This window comes from Georgenia sp. Z1344, assembly GCF_049856295.1.
In the GTDB taxonomy this organism is placed as follows: Bacteria; Actinomycetota; Actinomycetes; order Actinomycetales; family Actinomycetaceae; genus JB111.
The window spans coordinates 15,424-32,365 of record NZ_JBNDMZ010000008.1; the positions used below are offsets into that span (position 1 = coordinate 15,424).

Sequence of the window (16,942 nt, forward strand, 5' to 3'; positions counted from 1 at the left end):
CGAGCTCGACCCGGCCGTCGGCCACGCTAGACCGTGGGTGACCCGGCCGTGAGGCGGGCGAGGCGCTTGCGGGCCCTGCGCAGCGCCCGCTCGCCGTGCTCGATCTCGCCCGTGAGCAGCAGCCCGTACGCGAACGTGTCCTCGCCCTTCTTCCGTGCCCTGCGCGCGCAGTCGAGGAGGTGCTCCTGCAGCATGACGGAGTCCCGGTGCGTGCCCAGGCGTTTCTGGACGGCGTGCGCCTCAGCCACGAGGTCGGACAGCTCGGGATCGAGCTCGGTACCGTTCTCGTCCTGCACGGCCACGACGGCGTAGCGCAGCCGTTTGGCCTCCTTGCGCACGTCGTGCAGGAGCTCGAGGCGCCGGTCGTCGTCCGTCTCCGCGTCCGCCTGCTCGACCAGGTCGGTGATGACGTCGACCTGCGCCCGACCGAGCCCCGCCAGCGTGCTCGCCACCGCCCCCTGCGCCGCGTCGTCCGGGGAGGCGTCCCGCCGCACGGGGACCTCGCGCGCGAACCGCTCGATCCGCTCGAGGTCGGCCCAGTGTGCGGGTCCGGCCATCGCCGAGAGAAGCGCGCGATGCGCCTTGTCATAGTTGGCCGCGCGGGTCCGGCGCAGCCGCCGCCGTGCCTTGCGGGGGACCAGGTCCGCCACGGCACCCTCCGCCCCTCCGGGCAGGTCGGCGAGCCGGGCGTCGAGCGACTCGCGCAGCACCTCCGCGTCGCGGGCGGACGCGAGCGCCCGGCCGAGGCCCTTGAGGATGGCCGAGACCTCCTTCGCGGCCCCCGGCTCGAGCAGCGGTGCGTAGACCTGGACGATCGAGCGCAGCGTCCGAGCGGCGACCCGCATGCGATGGACGGAGTCCGGCACGTCGCACCGCACGAGCGGGTCCCAGCCGACGAGGATCGACACCTGGGCGGACAGCGCAGTCGACAGGGTCGCGGCCAGGTCGCCGGTCCGCCCCCCGGCCGCGGCCCCGCGCCGGACGGGCCGACCCCCGGCGGTCCGGATCTCGTCGTCGAGCGCCTCGAGCAGCTCGGCGTCGTCCGACGTCATCGACCACTCGCGGGACGACGTCGTCGTCGTGCCCTGCGTGGCGCTCCCGACCACGTCGTCGTCGAACGTCGCGAGGACCCGTCCGCCGGGGTCGAGGACGTCGACCGGTGAGCGTCGCACGGCGCGTGCCGCGACGACGTCCACCTCGCGCCCGCGCAGCAGCGCCTGCAGTGCGTCGGTGACCTCGTCGGTGACCTCCCCGTCCTGGTCCGGGTCGACCAGCACGAGGTGCCCCCCGCGGTGCGGGACCTCGACGGCGAGCGTCGTGGCGCCGTCGAAGGTCCGGCGCAGCGCCGCCCCGTGCGTCGCCAGGACCCCGTCCTCACCCGCCAGGGTCCCGTCGGGCGTGTCGAGGAGCTCCTCGTGGACGAGGACCGTCGGGCCCGCGCGCAGCCGGTCCACCCCTGGTACGCGAGGCCGCGCCGGGAGCGGGGTGTCCTCCGCGACGCCGTACCGCCTGATCCGTCCCGCGATCGTCAGGGCCATGGTCCAGGCTATGCGCCGCCCGGTCCGGTCGGTCCAGGTGCGGGGAGGAGGGCCACGCCTGGGCCCACGCGAGCGGCAGCATGCGGAAGTGCGGCAGGCACGGTGGATCCTGCGGGACGTGCTGGCAGGATCCCGCTAGCGTCGCCGTGAGGGCCCGCGGCGCGCGAGACGGCACCGCCGCCTGCGGTCGTTGCCGGCAGCGCTGACGGAGGACGGATGGCCAGGAGACGGACACCCCCGCCGGGCGACGCGCGCACGGGCGGCCACCTGCGCCTGGTCGGCGGGACCGACCTGGTGCCCCCGCCCGAGCTGTCCGTGCGCGGCCCGTACGGGCTGCCCACGGTGCTGCTCGGTCCCGGCCTGCCCGAGCTCCTCGACGACGTCGCGCTGCCGGACGAGGCCCGGACCTGGCCGAGCCCCGAGGAGGAGGCGGCGCTGCTCACCACCTCGAGGGCGGTCCGGTGGGCGCGGCAGCTGCTCGACCTGCTGGGGCAGGGCCGGCCGACCACGCGGACCGGGGCACTGCGACGTGGCGACACCGAGGAGGCCGCCGAGCTGCTCGGCATCAGGACGTGGAACGAACCCAGGAGCTCGATGTGGGACGTCCTCGAGCTGTCGGTCGTGTGGTCGGCGCTCGTGGGCTCGGGCGCCGTCACCCTCGCCGCCACCCGCGCCCGCCCCGGCCTGCCGGTCCTCGTCCGTGGCCCCTCGATCGACGAGACGGTGCGCCGCTCCCGACTGTTCCACTCCAACGTCCTCGGTGCCTTCTTCGCCTGGCAGACCGACCCCGGGCGCGCGGCGGCCGCTCCGGCGACCGCCGTCACCCTGCTCGCGGCGGCTGGGCCGGACGGCCTGAGCGTGCCCGAGCCGCGCAGGACGACCGAGCCGAGCGACGACTGGTTCGTGTGGCTCGATCTGCTCGCGCTCGCCCGCCTCGACGTCGTCGAGCGCACGGGTGACGTCTTCCGACTGCCGCGCGCGCTCGTCCCCGCGGTGGCCGTGACCGCCGAGCGGCTCGCCGACCCGACCGGATCTCCGCTGCCGCTCGGCCGGCGGCCCTGAGCGCTGCGGCTGGGTCGGCCTGCCGGGTCTCGACGCGGGAGTGCGCCGGCGGGCGCGGGCGGCGACGCCGCTCAGAGCAGGCCGCGCCGGTAGCCCGCAGCAACGGCCGCCGCCCGGTCCGGCACCTCGAGCTTGGCGAGGATGTTCTGCACGTGCGTCTTGACGGTGGCCTCGCCGATGAACAGCGCGCGCCCGACGTCCCGGTTCGTCCGCCCCTCGGCGATCAGGGCGAGCACCTCGCTCTCGCGGGCCGAGAGCAGGGGCGGGCGCTCCGCCGCGCCGGTCCGGCCGATGACCGAGGGCGCGAGGACGGCCCGGCCGTGGACGACCTCGTGGATCGCGGCGACGATCTCCGCGCGGCTCGCGTCCTTGAGGAGGTAGCCGCGGGCGCCGGCGGCGAGGGCGGGTGCGACGTCGTCGTCGGTGTCGTACGTGGTGAGGACGAGCACCTCGGTCCCCTCGTGGTGGGCACGGACGTCCCGGACGAGGGCGACGCCGCCGCGGCCGGGCATGCGCAGGTCGGTGACGACGACGTCGACCGCGTGCCGCCGCAGCAGCGCGAGCGCCTCCTCCGCGCTCGCCGCCACGGCGACGACGCTCAGGTCGGGGGCGGCGTCGAGCTGGGCCCGCAGCCCGTCGCGGACGACCGGGTGGTCGTCGACGAGGAGCACCCGGACACGGTCCTGACCGGGGGACCCGCCCGGTGTCCGGTCGCCCGGGCCGCTCATGGGCGCGCCCCCGTCGATGCATCGGGCCACTCGGCCGCGTCCGGCCGATTCGGTGACTTCCGCGCGTCCGGTGCTGCGGGCACCGTGACGGTGATGACGGTGCCCTCGCCGGGCGTCGAGTCCACCGTCATCGTGCCCCCGGCGGTCTCGGCCCGGCCGCGCATGAACGCCAGTCCCTGGCCGGATCCCGAGCCGGAGCCGGAGCCGGTGCCGGTGACGTTGCCCGCGCCGGCCCCGCCGTCGGATCCCACGCCCGAGCCGGAGCCTCCGTCGTCGTCGTCGGGTGCGGGCGTGGTGCCGGTGCCGTCGTCGGCGACGTCGAGCGCGACGGCGTCGTCGAGGTAGGACAGCGTGACCCGGACCTCGGTGGCCCGGGCGTGACGCACCACGTTGCTCAGCGCCTCGCGCGCGCTGCGGACGAGGACGTCCTCGACGTCGGCGGCCACCTCCCGCTCCTCGCCGGTGACGATCATCGTGACCGGCAGCCCGTGGGTCCGCTGCACCCGCGCTGCGGACTCCGCCAGGGCGGCCGGCAGTGCCTGATGGGCCAGCGGCCCGGGTCGCAGCGCCCGCACCGAGCGACGGGCCTCGGCCAGGCCGTCCCGCGCGAGCGTGACGCTGGTCCGGACGCGCCCGCGGGCCGGGTGGTCCTCACCGAGCTCCGCGTCGAGGGCCTCGAGCTGGGCGACGACGCCGGCGAGCCCCGCGGCGAGCGTGTCGTGGATCTCGCCCGCCAGGCGGGCCCGCTCACTGGCCACCCCGGAGGACCGGGCCTCCGTGAGGAGCCGGCCCTGCAGCGAGCGGTTCTCCTCGACGCTGCGGGCGAGGTCGTCGTTGGCCGCGGCCAGCGCGGTCACCGCGGCGCGTCGGCGGGCGGACTCGTGCTCGACGGTGCGGATCGACCAGCCGGCCAGACCGGCGACGAGGCCCGCGGCGAGCGTGACGACGGTGTTCTCCACGGTCGGGGTGACGTCGCCGGGTCCGGCGATGACGACCCCGGACGTGAGCGCGACCCCGACGTACGCCCAGCGGCCCGGCAGCGCGTCGAACGCGAGTGGGAAGCACACGACGTAGAGCGGGAAGAAGTTGAACGACTGGTGGAGCAGGACCGCGCACAGCGCGACCAGCCCCACGTAGTAGACGGCGGACGGGAGGAGGCGGGTGCCGAGGATTCCCGGGCGGAGGGAGAACCACCCGGTGTGCCAGGCCAGCAGCGCCACGCTCCCGCCGACGAGCACGGGCAGGTTGGCCCGGCCGGTGCCGTCGGCCAGGAGCGTGAGTACCGCGGAGGCGACGAGGAGGACGTAGGGCAGCAGGATCCAGACCCGATCGGTCCAGCTGCTGCGCGGTGCGTCCGCCATGACGGTCACCGTACGGCGGACCGCGTCGGCTGCGAAGGGACGCCGTACGTGAGCCGGCGCAGCACCGCCTCGGCAGGACCGCGTCGACCCCGCCGGGCGAGGGCGTCAGCGCCCAGCACGGTGAGCAGCCACGCGAGCAGGGCGAGCCCACTCGCCGCGGCGGTACCGAGGTCGCCCCCGAGCCCGAGCGTCCACGCCGGCAGCAGCGCGACGAAGATGACGGACTGGGCGAGGTAGCAGCTCAGCGAGCGCTCGCCCGTGGCCCGCAGCGCATCGATCACGCGCCTGCCCGCGCCGCCGTCGCGGTCCCTGCCCAGGCGGCGGGCGAGCAGCGTGACCGCCGCCGCGTACCCGAGCCCGGCAAGGACGCCGGTGAGGATGTGCAGCCACGACCAGCCGACGAGGGCGATGTCCCCCGGGGTCCACACCCGGGCGGTCGCCATCGCCGTGCCGACCCCGCCGAGCAGCCCGACCGTGATGCCGACGCCGGCCGTGCGGCGCAGCAGAGAGAGGTGCGCCTCGGGGCGTTCGAGGATCCGGCGCCGGCCCGCCCAGACACCGACGAGCATCGGCGCGCCGACGGTGAGCAGGCCGACCGGACCCATCAGCCACTCGACCGGGCGCCACACGAGCGCCTCGATCGGGTCGCCGATGGCGAACGACCACATGTGGCCGCGCTGGGTCGTCACGGCGCCGTCAGCGTAGACGAGTCCCTGGATCGCGGAGGCGACCACGAGCCAGACCACGGCCGCGCGCAGCAGCGCCCGGTCCGAGATCTGCAGCACCCCGGCGAGGACGAGACCGAGAAGCCCGTACCAGCCGAGGATGTCCCCCGAGAACCCGAGGAGGGCGTGGCCGGCGCCGAACGCGACGAGCCAGAGCGAGCGGCGGCGCAGCAGGCGCCGCACGTCGTCCTCGCCGAGCCCGCGGTCGCGCTGCCGGTCGGCGATCCGCACGAGCCCGTAGCCGAACAGCGCGGCGAAGAGCGGGTAGGCGCGGGCGTCGACGGCCAGGGCGACGACGAGGGTGACGGCGCGGTCGAGCACGCCGTCCTCGACGATGTGCTGGCGTAGCCCGTAGGGGCGGTCGTGCAGGTAGATCGCCACGTTGGCGACCGCGATGAGGGCGAGCATGAGACCGCGGGCGAGATCGGGGGCGAGCGCGCGGGCCGGTCCCGGGTCCGTGGTGGTGGTTGATCGGTCCATGCGGTCGACGCTATGGACGCGGACGCGCGGCCGGATCAGCCGATCGGCGGAGGGGGGCGCGGGACCGCGGCACTGGCGCACGACGCCCGCGATGGCGCAAGCTCGCCAGGATCGAGTCCGGCGGTCAGTCGGGCGGGCGGACGAGCTCGGCCGGCACGACGTCGACGTCGAACGGCGCGGTGAGGTGGGCGGCCGCGGCGCCGCTCGCACTCGCGACCTCCACGTACCGGCCGTCGACGAGGTCAAGGGCGAGGATGCCCGGCTCCTGAGGGTCCACGATCCAGTACGACTCGACGCCCGACTCCTCGTACTTCGAGCGCTTGAGCACCTGGTCCTTGCGGCGTGTCGACGGCGAGAGCACCTCGACGGCCAGCCGCAGCGGCGTCGTCACGTTCGCCGGGCCGGAGTCGCCGACCCCGATGACCAGCAGGTCCGGCTGCAGGGAGGTGCGGCGGTCCGGGCGCCAGTCGAACGGGGCGAGCAGCACCTCGCACCCGGGCGGACGGGCGGCGCTGAGCAGGAGGTGCAGGTTGCCGATGGCGCGCTGGTGGGCGAGGACCGGCGCCGGGGTCACGAGGAGGATCCCGTCGAGCAGCTCGTACTGCAGGCCGTCGTCGGGGATCCGGTCGAGGTCATCGACCGTCCACCCGTCCGTGCGCGGCATCACCGTCATGACGCTCATGGTCCTCCACCTCCGCCGTCGTGTCACTGCCCGTCATGCCACGAGCGTGGCCCGGCGGCCGACGGTGCGTCCGTGCGCGTCCACAGGTCGCGCGGCAGGGTGGGCCGGCACGGGCCTGTGGGCACAATGGCGTCCGGCCCGCCCCGGGTCCTGCGGGGCCCGGACCGGGAGGAGCTGCGGCGTCGTCGTGCCGAGGGAGGGAGAGCCGGTGTTCGTCAAGATCTGCGGGATGCGCACGGTCGAGGACGTGCGGGAGGCCCGCGGCGCCGGCGCCGACGCGGTCGGCATCGTCGTCAGCTCGACGAGCGTCCGCGCCGTGCCGCCCGAGGACATCCCCGGGCTCGTCCGCGCAGCGGGGGGCACGACCACCGTTCTCGTCGTCCACGACCTGCCGGTCGACGACGCCGTGGCTCTCGCGCGGGACGTCGGCGTCGACGTCCTCCAGCTCCACGGGTACGGCGAGGCCGACAACCTGCGCGGTGCCGCGACCTTCCCGCGCGTGTGGCGGGCCACCTCCGGGGCCGACGGACCGACCGAGGTCCGGGCGCACGACGAGGAGGTCCTCCTCCTGGACTCGGCGACCCCGGGATCCGGGGACACGTGGGATGTCGAGGAGCTGACCTCCCCGCACGGCCGGTGGATGCTCGCCGGCGGGCTCACGCCGGACAACGTGGCCGAGATGATCTCCCGTGTCCACCCGTGGGGCGTCGACGTCTCCAGCGGCGTCGAGGTCACTCGCGGCGTCAAGGACCCCGCGCTCATCCACCGGTTCGTCGCCGCCGCGCGCAGCGTGCACGACCGGTAGGCCCCCCCCCCACGGCGTCGGGCCGGATCGACCGGGGTGACGATCCGGGCCCCGGCCGATCGTCATCACTGTGCGCGACATCCTGGTTGCGTGAGACTGACGACGACGGACGGAGACGATCATGCGATTCGCACTGCTGCTGCACAACGGAGTGCCGGACCCGGGGCAGGTGTCGGACGAGGACATGGCGGACATGCAGCGCCTGTTCGGCGAGTACGCCGACGCGCTGACGCGGGCCGGCGTGCTCGTCGGCGCCGACATCCTCACCGCGCCCGGGGACGCGCGCACCGTCACGCGGCGGACGGGGGAGACACAGGTCCAGGACGGGCCGTTCGCCGAGACGAAGGAGGCGCTCGCCGGCGTGTTCGTCGTCGACGTGCCCGACGCGGACGCCGCACTGGCGTGGGCCGAGCGCTGCCCCGCCAGCTCCTACGGGACGATCGAGGTCCGCCCGGCCGCGACGTCGATCGTCGACGGGGCATGGACCGCCTGAGCGCCGGCACCACCCGGGACGCGCGCGAGGTCGCGCACGACGCCGCGGCGCGCGCGGCCCGGGACGCCTACGGTCGGGTGGTCGCTCTGCTCGCCGCCGCCGACGGGGACCTCCAGGCCGCCCAGGACGCCGTCGGCGACGCCCTCGAGCGTGCCCTGCGCACCTGGCCGGACCGCGGGGTGCCGGACGACCCGGCCGCCTGGCTCCTCGCCGTCGCGCGCAACCGGATGCGTGACCGGTGGCGATCCGGCGAGTCCCGGCTGACCGGCCCGCTCGACGACGACGTGGCCCGCCGTCTCGCCGTCGTCGACGAGATCGACCCGGACGCCGTGGGAGACCGACGACTCGAGCTCCTGCTCGCGTGCGCCCACCCGGACGTCGACCGGGCGGCCCGGACGCCGCTCATGCTCGACGTCGTCCTCGGCTTCACCGCCGCCCAGGTGGGACGGGCGTTCGCCGTCCCGGCCCGGACGATGGCCACGCGGCTGACCCGGGCCAAGCGGCGAATCAAGGCAGCGCAGGTCCCGTTCGAGATCCCCGACCGGCACGCCCTGCCCGAGCGGATGGCCGCCGTGCTCGAGGCCGTGTACGGCGCCTACGTCATCGAGTGGTCCACCGGTCAGGAGCCGAGCCGGCTGCCGCCGGAGGCCCGGCACCTGGCCGAGCTCGTTGCCCAGCTCGCCCCGCGCGACCCCGAGGCCCGGGGGCTCGTGGCGCTCGTCCTGCTCTCCGCCGCCCGCGCAGGTGCGGGGCTCGGCCCGGGCGGTGAGTACGTCCCGCTCGACCAGCAGGACCCGGCGCTGTGGGACCGTGCGCTGATCGCGCGGGCGCACGAGCACCTGCGCGCCGCCCACGCGCGCGGCGAGGTCGGCCGGTTCCAGCTCGAGGCCGCGATCCAGGCCGTCCACTGCGCGCGCACGCCGGAAGGGCCGATCGACTGGGCGACGCTGCGCCGGCTGCACCTCGCGCTCGACGAGCTCGCGCCGTCGCTCGGCGGCGCCACCGCACTCGCCGCGGTGCTTGGACGCACCGACGGACCGGACGCCGGGCTCGCCGTGCTCGACCGGATCGCCGACCGGACCAGCGGGTACCAGCCCGCCTGGGCCACGCGCGCCCACCTGCTGCGGCTGGCGGGCCGAGCGGACGAGGCCGCCGACGCCTACGACCGGGCGATCGCCCTCACGCACGACCCGGCCCAGCGCCGCCACCTCACTCGCCTCCGCCAGGAGCACGCCTGAGCCGCCCCCCTTCGTCGAGATTGCGGTTGGTGCACGTCGAGATTGCGGTTGGGAGCCACATTCCTGTCGAGAGCGCGGCCCAGCGCCCGCGTTCTCTCGTCGAGATTGCGGTTCGTGCGCCTCGCGCGCGTGCGGGTGGTGGACCCGAGCGCGCGCGTCGGCGGGGGACATCTGCCCCCGCCCCCTCGGTCGGGGCGCGGCGGACGGCACCTAGCGTGGTCCGCCGCGGTCGCCGGGCACCGGTGACCGGACCAGGAAGGAGCGCAGGTATGCGATGGACGCTGCAGCCGCAGCACCGGTGGATCGGCATGATCATCTTCGGCGTGATCTTCACGCTCCTGGGTGCCGGAGCGGCCGTGCTGGCGCTGGCGGTGGCATCTGGGACGAGCGACCGGCTCGCGCTCGGGTTCGTCGCCGTGCTGTTCCTCGTCGTCGGTGTCATCGCCCTCGTCCTCGCGCCGCGCGCCAGGCGCGAGATGGGGACGTCGAGCGCCGACGACCTCCGTCCCGCGGTCCCGGACCCGGTCGTCCAGGATCTCGACACCCCGTGGCCGCTCGCCGCGGTCGCCGCCGCGCTGGCCCACGAGCTGCGGGACACGCCGTACGTCGTCGCCCACAACGACGAGGTCATCCAGGTGCGGTGGGACCTGCAGGACCGGTCCTGGTGGGTGCTCGCCCAGCGGAACGGGACGAACCGCGTGTTCGAGACCCGCCTCGTCATGGCGGGCCCCGGCAAGGTCACGCGGTCCGACCACTACTACGCGCTCGACTGGCAGGCGGGCGTACCGGTCGTGGGCGCGCTCACGGGCAGCAGCGAGGGCGGTCGCGTCTGGCGCTTCGAGAAGCGCGTCGAGCTCGGGACGAGCGCCGACGGACCGACGACACCCGTGGACTACACGTTGAACACCGCCGACCTCAACACCCCGCTGCAGGCGGTCCTTGACCGGGCGGGATGGACGAAGCCGAAGCTGGGCGCCGAGGCCAAGGGTGCCCTCATCGTCGGGTTGATCGGCGCCTCCGCCGTCGTGATCGTCCCGATCGTGTTCCTCGTCCGGTGGCTGATGGGCTGACAGGCACCTTCTGCGCAAAGGGGTGCGGGTGCAGTTGTGCCTCATCGGGCGGGCGCCCGCGGGCACAGCACGGCCGCCGGTCCGGCCCCCGTGACGGAATACCGCCACGGGGACCGGCCGACGTCGACCAGTTGTCCGACCGCGAGGGGCCCTGGGTCAGACCCGTGCGAGCTTTCGCGTGAGCAGGCCGAGGACGATGAGCCCGCCCGCGAGAGCGGCGAGCGGGAGCGAGGCTCCTGCCCCCGTCTCCGGCAGCTCGTTCACCGGGCTCCCGGCGTTCGCCGACCCGTCGGTCGCGGGCGCCTGCGGAGTGGTGCCGTGGTCGACGACCTCGACCACGACCGGAGTGGTGGCGTCGACGTCCGGGCCGTTGCCGGGGTCGGTCCCCGGGTCGCTCGGATTCGTCGGGTCGGTCGGGTCCACCGGGTCAACGGGGTCCGTCGGGTCGGACGGGTCCGTGGGGTCGGTCGGGTCGACCGGGTCAACGGGGTCCGTCGGGTCGGTCGGGTCGACCGGGTCAACGGGGTCCGTCGGGTCGGTCGGCGTGACCTCGTCGACGATCTCGGTCTCCCCGATGATCGTCACCGTCGGGTCGCCGACGTCGATCGGCACGGTGATCGGCAGCGTGATGACGTTGCCGGACAGGACGTCCTCGATGAGCGACCCGGACGAGCCGGCGTCGGAGCCGGGCTCCTGGGTGACGACCACCTCCGAGACCGGGGCGACCGGTCCTGTGGTCGCAGCCGGTGCGGTCCGGTCGATGGTCGTGTCGCCGAGGAGGGACAGCGAGAGGTCGCCGACCGTGACCGGCACCGTGATCGGTGCGGTGACGGTGTTGTCCGCGACCACGTCGCTCAGCAGTCCGTCGCCGAGCAGGTCGCCCAGCAGGCCGTCGACCGGTCCGCTGTCCCCGTTCTCGTCCACGGGAGCGGCCTCGACCGGCTGGGCCGAGGTGTCCACGGTGGTGGTCGACACCGGCGCCGGGGCGGCCGGTGTCTCGGTGGTGTCGACGGTCGTCTCGCCGAGCACGGTGGCGGTGATGTCGCCGACGTCGACCGGGACGGTCACCGGCGCGGTGACGGTGTTGTCCGCGACGACGTCGCTGATCGCGGCGTCGTCGGCCGGAGCGGGAGCTGCGGGCGCGTCGACGGTGGTGGTCGACACCGGTGCGTCGGATCCCGTCGTCTCCGTGTCGCCGTCGCTCGGTGCCACGGTCTCGTCGATCGTGGTCTCGCCGAGCACGGTGGCGGTGATGTCGCCGACATCGACGGGGACGGTCACCGGCGCGGTGACGGTGTTGTCCGCGACGACGTCGCTGATCGCGGCGTCGTCCGCCGGAGCGGGTGCTGCCGGCGCGTCGACGCTGGTGGTCGACGTGGGTGCGGCGGCCGGCGCGGTCACCCCGGACTCCGTCCGCTCGACGTCGGTGGTGCCACCCACGGTGACGACCGGGTCGCCGGCCGTGACCGGTGCCGTGATCGGCAGGGTGGCAGTGTTGTCCGCGACGACGTCGAGCGCGATCGGCTCGTCGGGGTCCGTCGTCGGCGCCGGTTCGGCCGGCTCTGCCGGGACGGCCGTACCGGCGGCCTCCGGCAGCTCGGTGGGCGCCTCGTCGCCCGCGGACGCGTCGTCCGTCGTGATCTCCACCGTGGAGGTCGGCACCGCCTCGGCGGCCGGCACCTCCTCGGACCGGACGTCGGTGTCACCGAGCACGGTGGCGGTGACGTCCCCGAGGTCGATCGGGGCGGTCACCGGTGCGGTGACCACGTTGTCGGCGACGACGTCCTCGACGAGGCCGTCGAGCGTGGTGTCGTCGTCCAGCAGGCCGTCGTCGGCGTGGGCCGCTGCGGCCCCGGCGACGAGCAGCCCGCCCGAGAGCACTGTGACTCTCAGGGCATGGCGTAGCAGTGCATGCATGGTCTGTCTCCTTGGAATCTGCCGTGAGTGCGCGGATGCGCGTGGATGCGTGTGCCGGCACGCGTGCCGGCGGGCATCACTCAGGCAGGGGAGACCGGGACCTCGTGATCGACGTCGAGGAGGGCACGGTCGGCGGAGTCGCCGACCGGCCAGGACAGCTGGGTCGTGTCGAACTCGAAGCGGGCGCCGGGCGTGCTGTCGGCCCCGCCGGCCCGCACCGGAGAGTCGCCGCCCTGCGTGACGACCGCGAACGAGTGGCCCGCCTGGGCGACGGCGTCGAGGCCGTGCTGGGGACCCGAGTGCTCGGCCTCCGGTGCCAGTGCCTGCGACGGAGCGACCCGCGCGGCGACGTCGTCGGCGACCTGGACGGAGGTGGCGACGGCGGCCGGAACGACCTCGGGGACGTGGTCGGTCGCGACGTCGACGACGACGCCCGACTCCACGGCCGTGCGCGCGGCGGGCGTGGAGCTCGCGGTGATCTCGACCGCCGGGCTCTGCGACCCGGACGGGACGACCGACTCCGCCGGGTTGGGCGTCTGCGCCGGGCCCCCCGCGGGTGCCTCGGGCGCGACGGCGGTGGGCGGGACCTCGTCGGCTGCGGGCGGTGTGCCGGCGGGCGCGTCGTCCTGCGTCGGGCCGGGCTCGTCGAGCGACGGCGCGAGGATGCCGATGTCGACGACGTCCTCGACATCCACGACCGGCTCGGCGATCGTCACGACCTCGTCGACGGCGGGCCGCAGCGGAGCGACCACCGGGTCGACCGCACGGACCACCGGGGCGACGGCGTCGAGAACGGGGTCCACGACGTCGAGGACGGGAGCGGCGCCTGTGGTCACGGGCTCGACGACCGTGCCGACCGGCTCGAGCACCGGACGCAGCGAGTCCGTCACCGGTCGGACCGACTCGAGGGCCGGCGCGACGACCTCGTCGGTCACGGGCGTGAGCACGGCGTCGGTGACCGGCGTGAGCGGATCGACCACCTCTCCGACGAGCTCGCCGAGCGTCGTCGTCAGCTCCTCGACGGGCGCGGTCACCTCCTCGACGACGGGGCTCAGGGCGTCGGACAGGTAGGTGAGCGGGGATCGGTCGGCGGGCTGCCCCGCCTCGTCGGCGACCGGAGCGTCGTCGGCCGCGGCGGCGTCGCGCTCCGGGGTGGGCTCGTTCTGGGCGGCCGGTGCGGGCGCGGTTGCCGCGTCGGGCTGTGCGGGCTCGGTCTGCGTGGCCGGTTCGTGCGACTCGTCCGCGTCGACGTCGGAGGTGCCAGGCTCCGGGCCCTCGGTGTCCGCGTCGCCGGCGCCCTCCTGGCCCGGTGCGGCATCGTCGGCCGGGGCGGCGTCGCCCGGGGCGGGGGGTGCCACCTCCTCGCCGGGCGCAGCGAGCTCGTCGGCCGCGGCGGCGTCGTCGGTGACGGCTCCAGCCGGCACGTCGACGTCGACGGTGGTGTCGTGCTCGGGAGCGGGTGGGATCGCCGACGGGTCGTCGGTGGCCGCCTCGTCGGCGGCCACGGGAACGCTCTCGGCCGGCTCGGGGTCGGGCGATGGCGGGACGGCCAGCTCGACGACGGGGTCGATGACGTGCTCCGCCACCGGATCGACCACGTGCTCGCCGATTCCCTCGAGCACGGAGGTGAGCACCGAGTCCTGGGTGTCCCCCGTGGTGACGCCCTCGTCGTCGTCGGCTGCGGCCGGGGAGGCGAGCGCGATGCCGACGACGACGAGGGCGCCGGTCCCACCGAGGGCCCGCAGGCTCCGGTCGGCCCAGCGCGGCAGGCGTCCGCGCCCGCTCTGCACCTGGCCCTCGACCGGTCTCATGGCTTGTCTCGTCCCCCAGACGAATATCGCGTAGATCACACTCTATCGAGGCTGGCCGGGCCCGCAACCCGTGGGGCCGGACGATCGGGCTCCGGGACGGTGGAGCCCTCACGGAGGGGGAGGACCGGAGGGCGATGCGAGCGGACGGTCGCACGGTCGGCGTGAGGTACGACGCGGAGGAGTGGCGCCGTGGCATCCTCGGGCCCGCGACGACCGGCCGGAACGCGCGGGCCGCGCAACGGGCCGACACCGACACCCGGTGGCGAGCGCACCACGACGACAGCCTGACGAGGAGACGCATGGACCGGACCCCACGGCTCGCGAGCGAGGTCTTCCGGGGCAACGCCGCCGGGGGTGTCGCACTGGTGCTCACGCTCCTGGCCTTCGTCCCGATCATGATCTCCCGCGTGGCCGAGGTGGACGAGTACGCGACCACCGCGGAGTGGCTGCGGGACTACTTCCTGTCCCTGACCATGCCGATCTTCCTCATGTACTGGGTGCTCTTCGCGGCAACGCACGTCTTCTTCACCCACCGGGTCTTCACCCGGATGTCGGCGCGGGATCTCCGCCGGTTCGCTGCGGTCCAGCGGCGCGCCGGCCGGTCGTGGTGGCGGTCCGTCCTCGGCGAGTCGAGCGCCGAGTCGTGGACCGTCCAGGGCGGGCTCGTCGCGGCCATCGGCGTCCTCACGATCGCCCAGACCGATCAGTTCCGGACCTCGATCTGGATGATCCTGCTGGGCTTCGCCGCCGTCGCGGGGTCCTGGGCGCTCATGGTCTACGCGTACGCGACCAGGTACATGCGGCTCGACTCCGGAGGGGCCCTCGAGTTCGATCTGCTCTCCGAGCCCGGGTACCGGGACTACCTGACGATGTCCGTGCTCACCTCGACCATGCAGGGGTCCGGGGTGCGGTGCCGGACGAGCGGCGCCTGGTCGGTCATGCGGACCCACTCGATGCTCGCGTTCGCGTTCAACACGGTCATCGTCGCGATGACCGTCAGCCTGCTCGTCGGTGGCTTCGGTTCCTGAACGCGCCGCTTCGGCTCCTGACCGCGCCGCGGTGACCCCGATCGACCGCGGCCGATCGAGGTCACCGCGGCCCGCCCGCGAGGAACGTTCCCTCACCCCACCGGGAGGGTCGCGGTGACCGCGAACCCGCCCTCCGGCGTCGGGCCGATGTCCGAGGTGCCACCGAGCGCGCGGGTCCGGTCGCGGATGCCCGCGAGCCCGAGTCCGGCACCGGCCGACGCCGTCACCTCGCCCGTGGCGGGCCCGTTGACGACGGCGACACCCACCTCGTCCGCCCCGACGGCGAGCGTGACGGCCACCTCGGCGCCCGGCGCGTGCCGCAGGGCGTTGCTCAGCCCCTCCTGGACGATGCGGTAGGCGGTGAGCCCGGTGGCGGGCGGGACGGTCTCCGGGCCGGCGCCCCGGTGGTCGAACGTGATCGTCGCGCCGGAGCTGCGCGCGCCGTCGACGAGCTCGGCCACGTCGGTGAGCGACGGTTGCGGAGCGAGGTCCGCGTCCTCGGTGCCGCGCAGGATGCTGAGCAGGCCGCGCATCTCGGTGAGCGCCGAGCGGGAGGACTGCGCGATGGACGCGAACTCCGCGTCCACCTCCGGCGAGGTGTCGCTGAGGCGGAAGGGCGCCGTCGTCGCCTGGACGGAGATGACGGACATCGAGTGCGCGACGACGTCGTGCATCTCCTGCGCGATCCGGTTGCGCTCCTGGAGCTCGGTGCGCCGCTCGGACTCCTCGGCGCGGGCCCGCCGCTCCTCGGTCAGGGCGGTCCGTCCGCGCAGGAGGAGCCGGAGCCCGCTGCCGGCCGCGAGCAGGCCGGCCCCGATGCCCGCGGTGACGATCGCGTTGGCGACCGCACCGCCCGCGTCGGGCCGCAGGAGGACGGCCACGACCGAGAGGGCCGACCCGCCGAGCCAGAGGCCGGCGCCCCACCGCCACCCGTGCAGGAGCGTGAGGACGAGCAGGTTGAGGAGGAAGGCGATCATCGTCGGCACGGGCCAGGGCCACGGGGCCGACGACGACGCCGCTGCCGCCGCCGTGCCCACGGCCCCCGCGAGGGCGAGACCGAGCGAGACGGCGGGCCACCGCACGGCGAGGACGAGAGCCCCCGAGGTCGCGAACGCGAGGACCATGGAGATCGCGACGTGGACGTCGTGGACGTTCGTCAGCACGGGCCACGTGATCGGGACGAGGACGACGGCCGTGTAGATCGTCGCCAGCCAGGTCCAGCCGGTGCGCGGCGACCGGAGGGCGAGGAGGTTCCCCACCGGGTCGTGGGACGGGGTCCGCCCGGTCATCGCTGCTGCCCACCGATCGTCGTGCCCGTGGGTGTGCCGGAGAGCGCGACGGAGGTGGCGCCCGCGTCCATCAGTGCCATGAGGCGCACGACGGCCGGCGTGCTGATCGCCAGCAGGAGCCCGGCGATCCCGGTGACGAGGGCGTCGAGCCAGAAGCTCTGCGCCACGGACTCCGAGATCCAGCCGTCGGGCAGCTGGGTGAGGAGCCAGGTGAGGCCGGACATCGCGTCGTCCTCGGGCAGGAAAAGTCCCCAGAACCAGTAGGTGATCCCACCGAGCGCGGCGGCCGGCCAGATGATGGCGACGAGCCCGGTGAGCAGGCGCAGGGGGAAGGCGAGCAGGCCCTCGTAGAACAGGTCGAGCCAGCGGCGTCCGTCACCCAGGAGCTTGATCCAGCCGCCGATCCCGCCGCGGTGCTCGCGGTAGCGGGGCGGGACGACCTCGGCGCCCCAGGCCTGCAGCCGCGCCCGGGAGATCTGGGCGAACCCGGTGGCGACGACGAGGGTGAGCGGCAGGACGAGCGCGCCGATCCAGACGATGAACGTCGCGACCCCGACGGCGAAGAGCGTGACGAGCAGGACGAAGGCGATGATCGAGAGGATCATCCCCGGCAGGAGGTAGCCGAGGTCGCGACCGAGGGTGCGCAGGGTGCGGCCCGCTCGGCCCTGACTGTCGTCGGTCGGTGCGGTGGCGGTCATGTGGTCACGTCCGTCTC

General features: G+C 74.8%; 15 protein-coding genes. 6 read left to right on the forward strand and 9 right to left on the reverse strand.

Annotation, left to right across the window (positions count from 1 at the left end):
* Positions 1-26 precede the first annotated feature (26 nt).
* The gene (locus tag ACPYO6_RS09825; RefSeq protein ID WP_425714675.1) at positions 27-1,538 is read right to left on the reverse strand and encodes a CHAD domain-containing protein; all 1,512 of its coding nucleotides are present in this window, start codon (positions 1,536-1,538) and stop codon (positions 27-29) included.
* Between the two features lie 216 nt (positions 1,539-1,754).
* Here ACPYO6_RS09825 and ACPYO6_RS09830 point away from each other — a divergent pair, with 216 nt between their 5' ends.
* Entirely contained in the window at positions 1,755-2,600 is an 846-nt protein-coding gene (locus tag ACPYO6_RS09830; RefSeq protein ID WP_425714676.1) for a hypothetical protein, read from the forward strand.
* A 71-nt stretch (positions 2,601-2,671) separates the two neighbouring features.
* On the opposite strand, the gene ACPYO6_RS09835 is transcribed toward ACPYO6_RS09830, so the two are convergent.
* From ACPYO6_RS09835 to ACPYO6_RS09850, 4 genes are all read right to left on the reverse strand, one after another.
* On the reverse strand, positions 2,672-3,271 hold the full coding sequence (locus tag ACPYO6_RS09835; protein ID WP_425714677.1) for a response regulator: 600 nt from the start codon (positions 3,269-3,271) through the stop codon (positions 2,672-2,674).
* A 53-nt stretch (positions 3,272-3,324) separates the two neighbouring features.
* Positions 3,325-4,689, reverse strand: a complete 1,365-nt coding sequence (locus ACPYO6_RS09840) for a sensor histidine kinase (protein WP_425714678.1) — start codon at positions 4,687-4,689, stop codon at positions 3,325-3,327.
* A gap of 5 nt (positions 4,690-4,694) precedes the next feature.
* Positions 4,695-5,894, reverse strand: a complete 1,200-nt coding sequence (locus ACPYO6_RS09845) for a DUF418 domain-containing protein (protein ID WP_425714679.1) — start codon at positions 5,892-5,894, stop codon at positions 4,695-4,697.
* Between the two features lie 124 nt (positions 5,895-6,018).
* Positions 6,019-6,576, reverse strand: a complete 558-nt coding sequence (locus ACPYO6_RS09850; protein WP_425714680.1) for a Uma2 family endonuclease — start codon at positions 6,574-6,576, stop codon at positions 6,019-6,021.
* 208 nt (positions 6,577-6,784) lie between these two features.
* Here ACPYO6_RS09850 and ACPYO6_RS09855 point away from each other — a divergent pair, with 208 nt between their 5' ends.
* The 4 genes from ACPYO6_RS09855 (at position 6,785) to ACPYO6_RS09870 (ending at position 10,182) form a co-directional block, all read left to right on the forward strand.
* Positions 6,785-7,381 (forward strand): phosphoribosylanthranilate isomerase, encoded by a 597-nt coding sequence (locus ACPYO6_RS09855; RefSeq protein ID WP_425714681.1) that lies wholly within the window; start codon positions 6,785-6,787, stop codon positions 7,379-7,381.
* A gap of 121 nt (positions 7,382-7,502) precedes the next feature.
* A complete protein-coding gene (locus ACPYO6_RS09860; RefSeq protein ID WP_425714682.1) occupies positions 7,503-7,874 on the forward strand; it encodes a YciI family protein in 372 nt (123 codons plus the stop codon).
* Positions 7,862-9,112 carry an RNA polymerase sigma factor gene (locus ACPYO6_RS09865; RefSeq protein WP_425714683.1) on the forward strand — a complete coding sequence of 417 codons (1,251 nt, stop codon included), beginning with the start codon at positions 7,862-7,864 and terminating at the stop codon, positions 9,110-9,112. Before ACPYO6_RS09860 ends, ACPYO6_RS09865 begins: the two co-directional genes overlap by 13 nt.
* A 269-nt stretch (positions 9,113-9,381) precedes the next feature.
* A complete protein-coding gene (locus tag ACPYO6_RS09870; protein ID WP_425714684.1) occupies positions 9,382-10,182 on the forward strand; it encodes a hypothetical protein in 801 nt (266 codons plus the stop codon).
* Between the two features lie 156 nt (positions 10,183-10,338).
* On the opposite strand, the gene ACPYO6_RS09875 is transcribed toward ACPYO6_RS09870, so the two are convergent.
* The gene (locus ACPYO6_RS09875; RefSeq protein WP_425714685.1) at positions 10,339-12,099 is read right to left on the reverse strand and encodes a chaplin family protein; all 1,761 of its coding nucleotides are present in this window, start codon (positions 12,097-12,099) and stop codon (positions 10,339-10,341) included.
* A gap of 80 nt (positions 12,100-12,179) precedes the next feature.
* Positions 12,180-13,910 (reverse strand): hypothetical protein, encoded by a 1,731-nt coding sequence (locus tag ACPYO6_RS09880; RefSeq protein WP_425714686.1) that lies wholly within the window; start codon positions 13,908-13,910, stop codon positions 12,180-12,182.
* Between the two features lie 299 nt (positions 13,911-14,209).
* On the opposite strand from ACPYO6_RS09880, the gene ACPYO6_RS09885 reads away from it, so the two are divergent.
* Positions 14,210-14,938 (forward strand): DUF1345 domain-containing protein, encoded by a 729-nt coding sequence (locus ACPYO6_RS09885; RefSeq protein ID WP_425714687.1) that lies wholly within the window; start codon positions 14,210-14,212, stop codon positions 14,936-14,938.
* A gap of 92 nt (positions 14,939-15,030) precedes the next feature.
* Here the strand turns inward: ACPYO6_RS09885 and ACPYO6_RS09890 are convergent, their stop codons facing one another.
* Both ACPYO6_RS09890 and ACPYO6_RS09895 read right to left on the reverse strand, forming a co-directional pair.
* A complete protein-coding gene (locus ACPYO6_RS09890) occupies positions 15,031-16,227 on the reverse strand; it encodes a sensor histidine kinase (protein ID WP_425714688.1) in 1,197 nt (398 codons plus the stop codon).
* Positions 16,224-16,925 carry a sensor domain-containing protein gene (locus ACPYO6_RS09895; protein ID WP_425714689.1) on the reverse strand — a complete coding sequence of 234 codons (702 nt, stop codon included), beginning with the start codon at positions 16,923-16,925 and terminating at the stop codon, positions 16,224-16,226. The genes ACPYO6_RS09890 and ACPYO6_RS09895 overlap by 4 nt, the downstream gene beginning before the upstream one ends.
* Between the last annotated feature and the right edge of the window lie 17 nt (positions 16,926-16,942).

Coding starts and splice junctions, on each gene's coding strand:
- ACPYO6_RS09825 (WP_425714675.1), bottom strand. CDS start 1,538: ATGGCCCTGACGATCGCGGGACGGATCAGGCGGTACGGCGTCGCGGAG.
- ACPYO6_RS09830 (WP_425714676.1), top strand. CDS start 1,755: ATGGCCAGGAGACGGACACCCCCGCCGGGCGACGCGCGCACGGGCGGC.
- ACPYO6_RS09840 (WP_425714678.1), bottom strand. CDS start 4,689: ATGGCGGACGCACCGCGCAGCAGCTGGACCGATCGGGTCTGGATCCTG.
- ACPYO6_RS09845 (WP_425714679.1), bottom strand. CDS start 5,894: ATGGACCGATCAACCACCACCACGGACCCGGGACCGGCCCGCGCGCTC.
- ACPYO6_RS09850 (WP_425714680.1), bottom strand. CDS start 6,576: ATGAGCGTCATGACGGTGATGCCGCGCACGGACGGGTGGACGGTCGAT.
- ACPYO6_RS09860 (WP_425714682.1), top strand. CDS start 7,503: ATGCGATTCGCACTGCTGCTGCACAACGGAGTGCCGGACCCGGGGCAG.
- ACPYO6_RS09865 (WP_425714683.1), top strand. CDS start 7,862: ATGGACCGCCTGAGCGCCGGCACCACCCGGGACGCGCGCGAGGTCGCG.
- ACPYO6_RS09870 (WP_425714684.1), top strand. CDS start 9,382: ATGCGATGGACGCTGCAGCCGCAGCACCGGTGGATCGGCATGATCATC.
- ACPYO6_RS09875 (WP_425714685.1), bottom strand. CDS start 12,099: ATGCATGCACTGCTACGCCATGCCCTGAGAGTCACAGTGCTCTCGGGC.
- ACPYO6_RS09880 (WP_425714686.1), bottom strand. CDS start 13,910: ATGAGACCGGTCGAGGGCCAGGTGCAGAGCGGGCGCGGACGCCTGCCG.
- ACPYO6_RS09885 (WP_425714687.1), top strand. CDS start 14,210: ATGGACCGGACCCCACGGCTCGCGAGCGAGGTCTTCCGGGGCAACGCC.
- ACPYO6_RS09890 (WP_425714688.1), bottom strand. CDS start 16,227: ATGACCGGGCGGACCCCGTCCCACGACCCGGTGGGGAACCTCCTCGCC.
- ACPYO6_RS09895 (WP_425714689.1), bottom strand. CDS start 16,925: ATGACCGCCACCGCACCGACCGACGACAGTCAGGGCCGAGCGGGCCGC.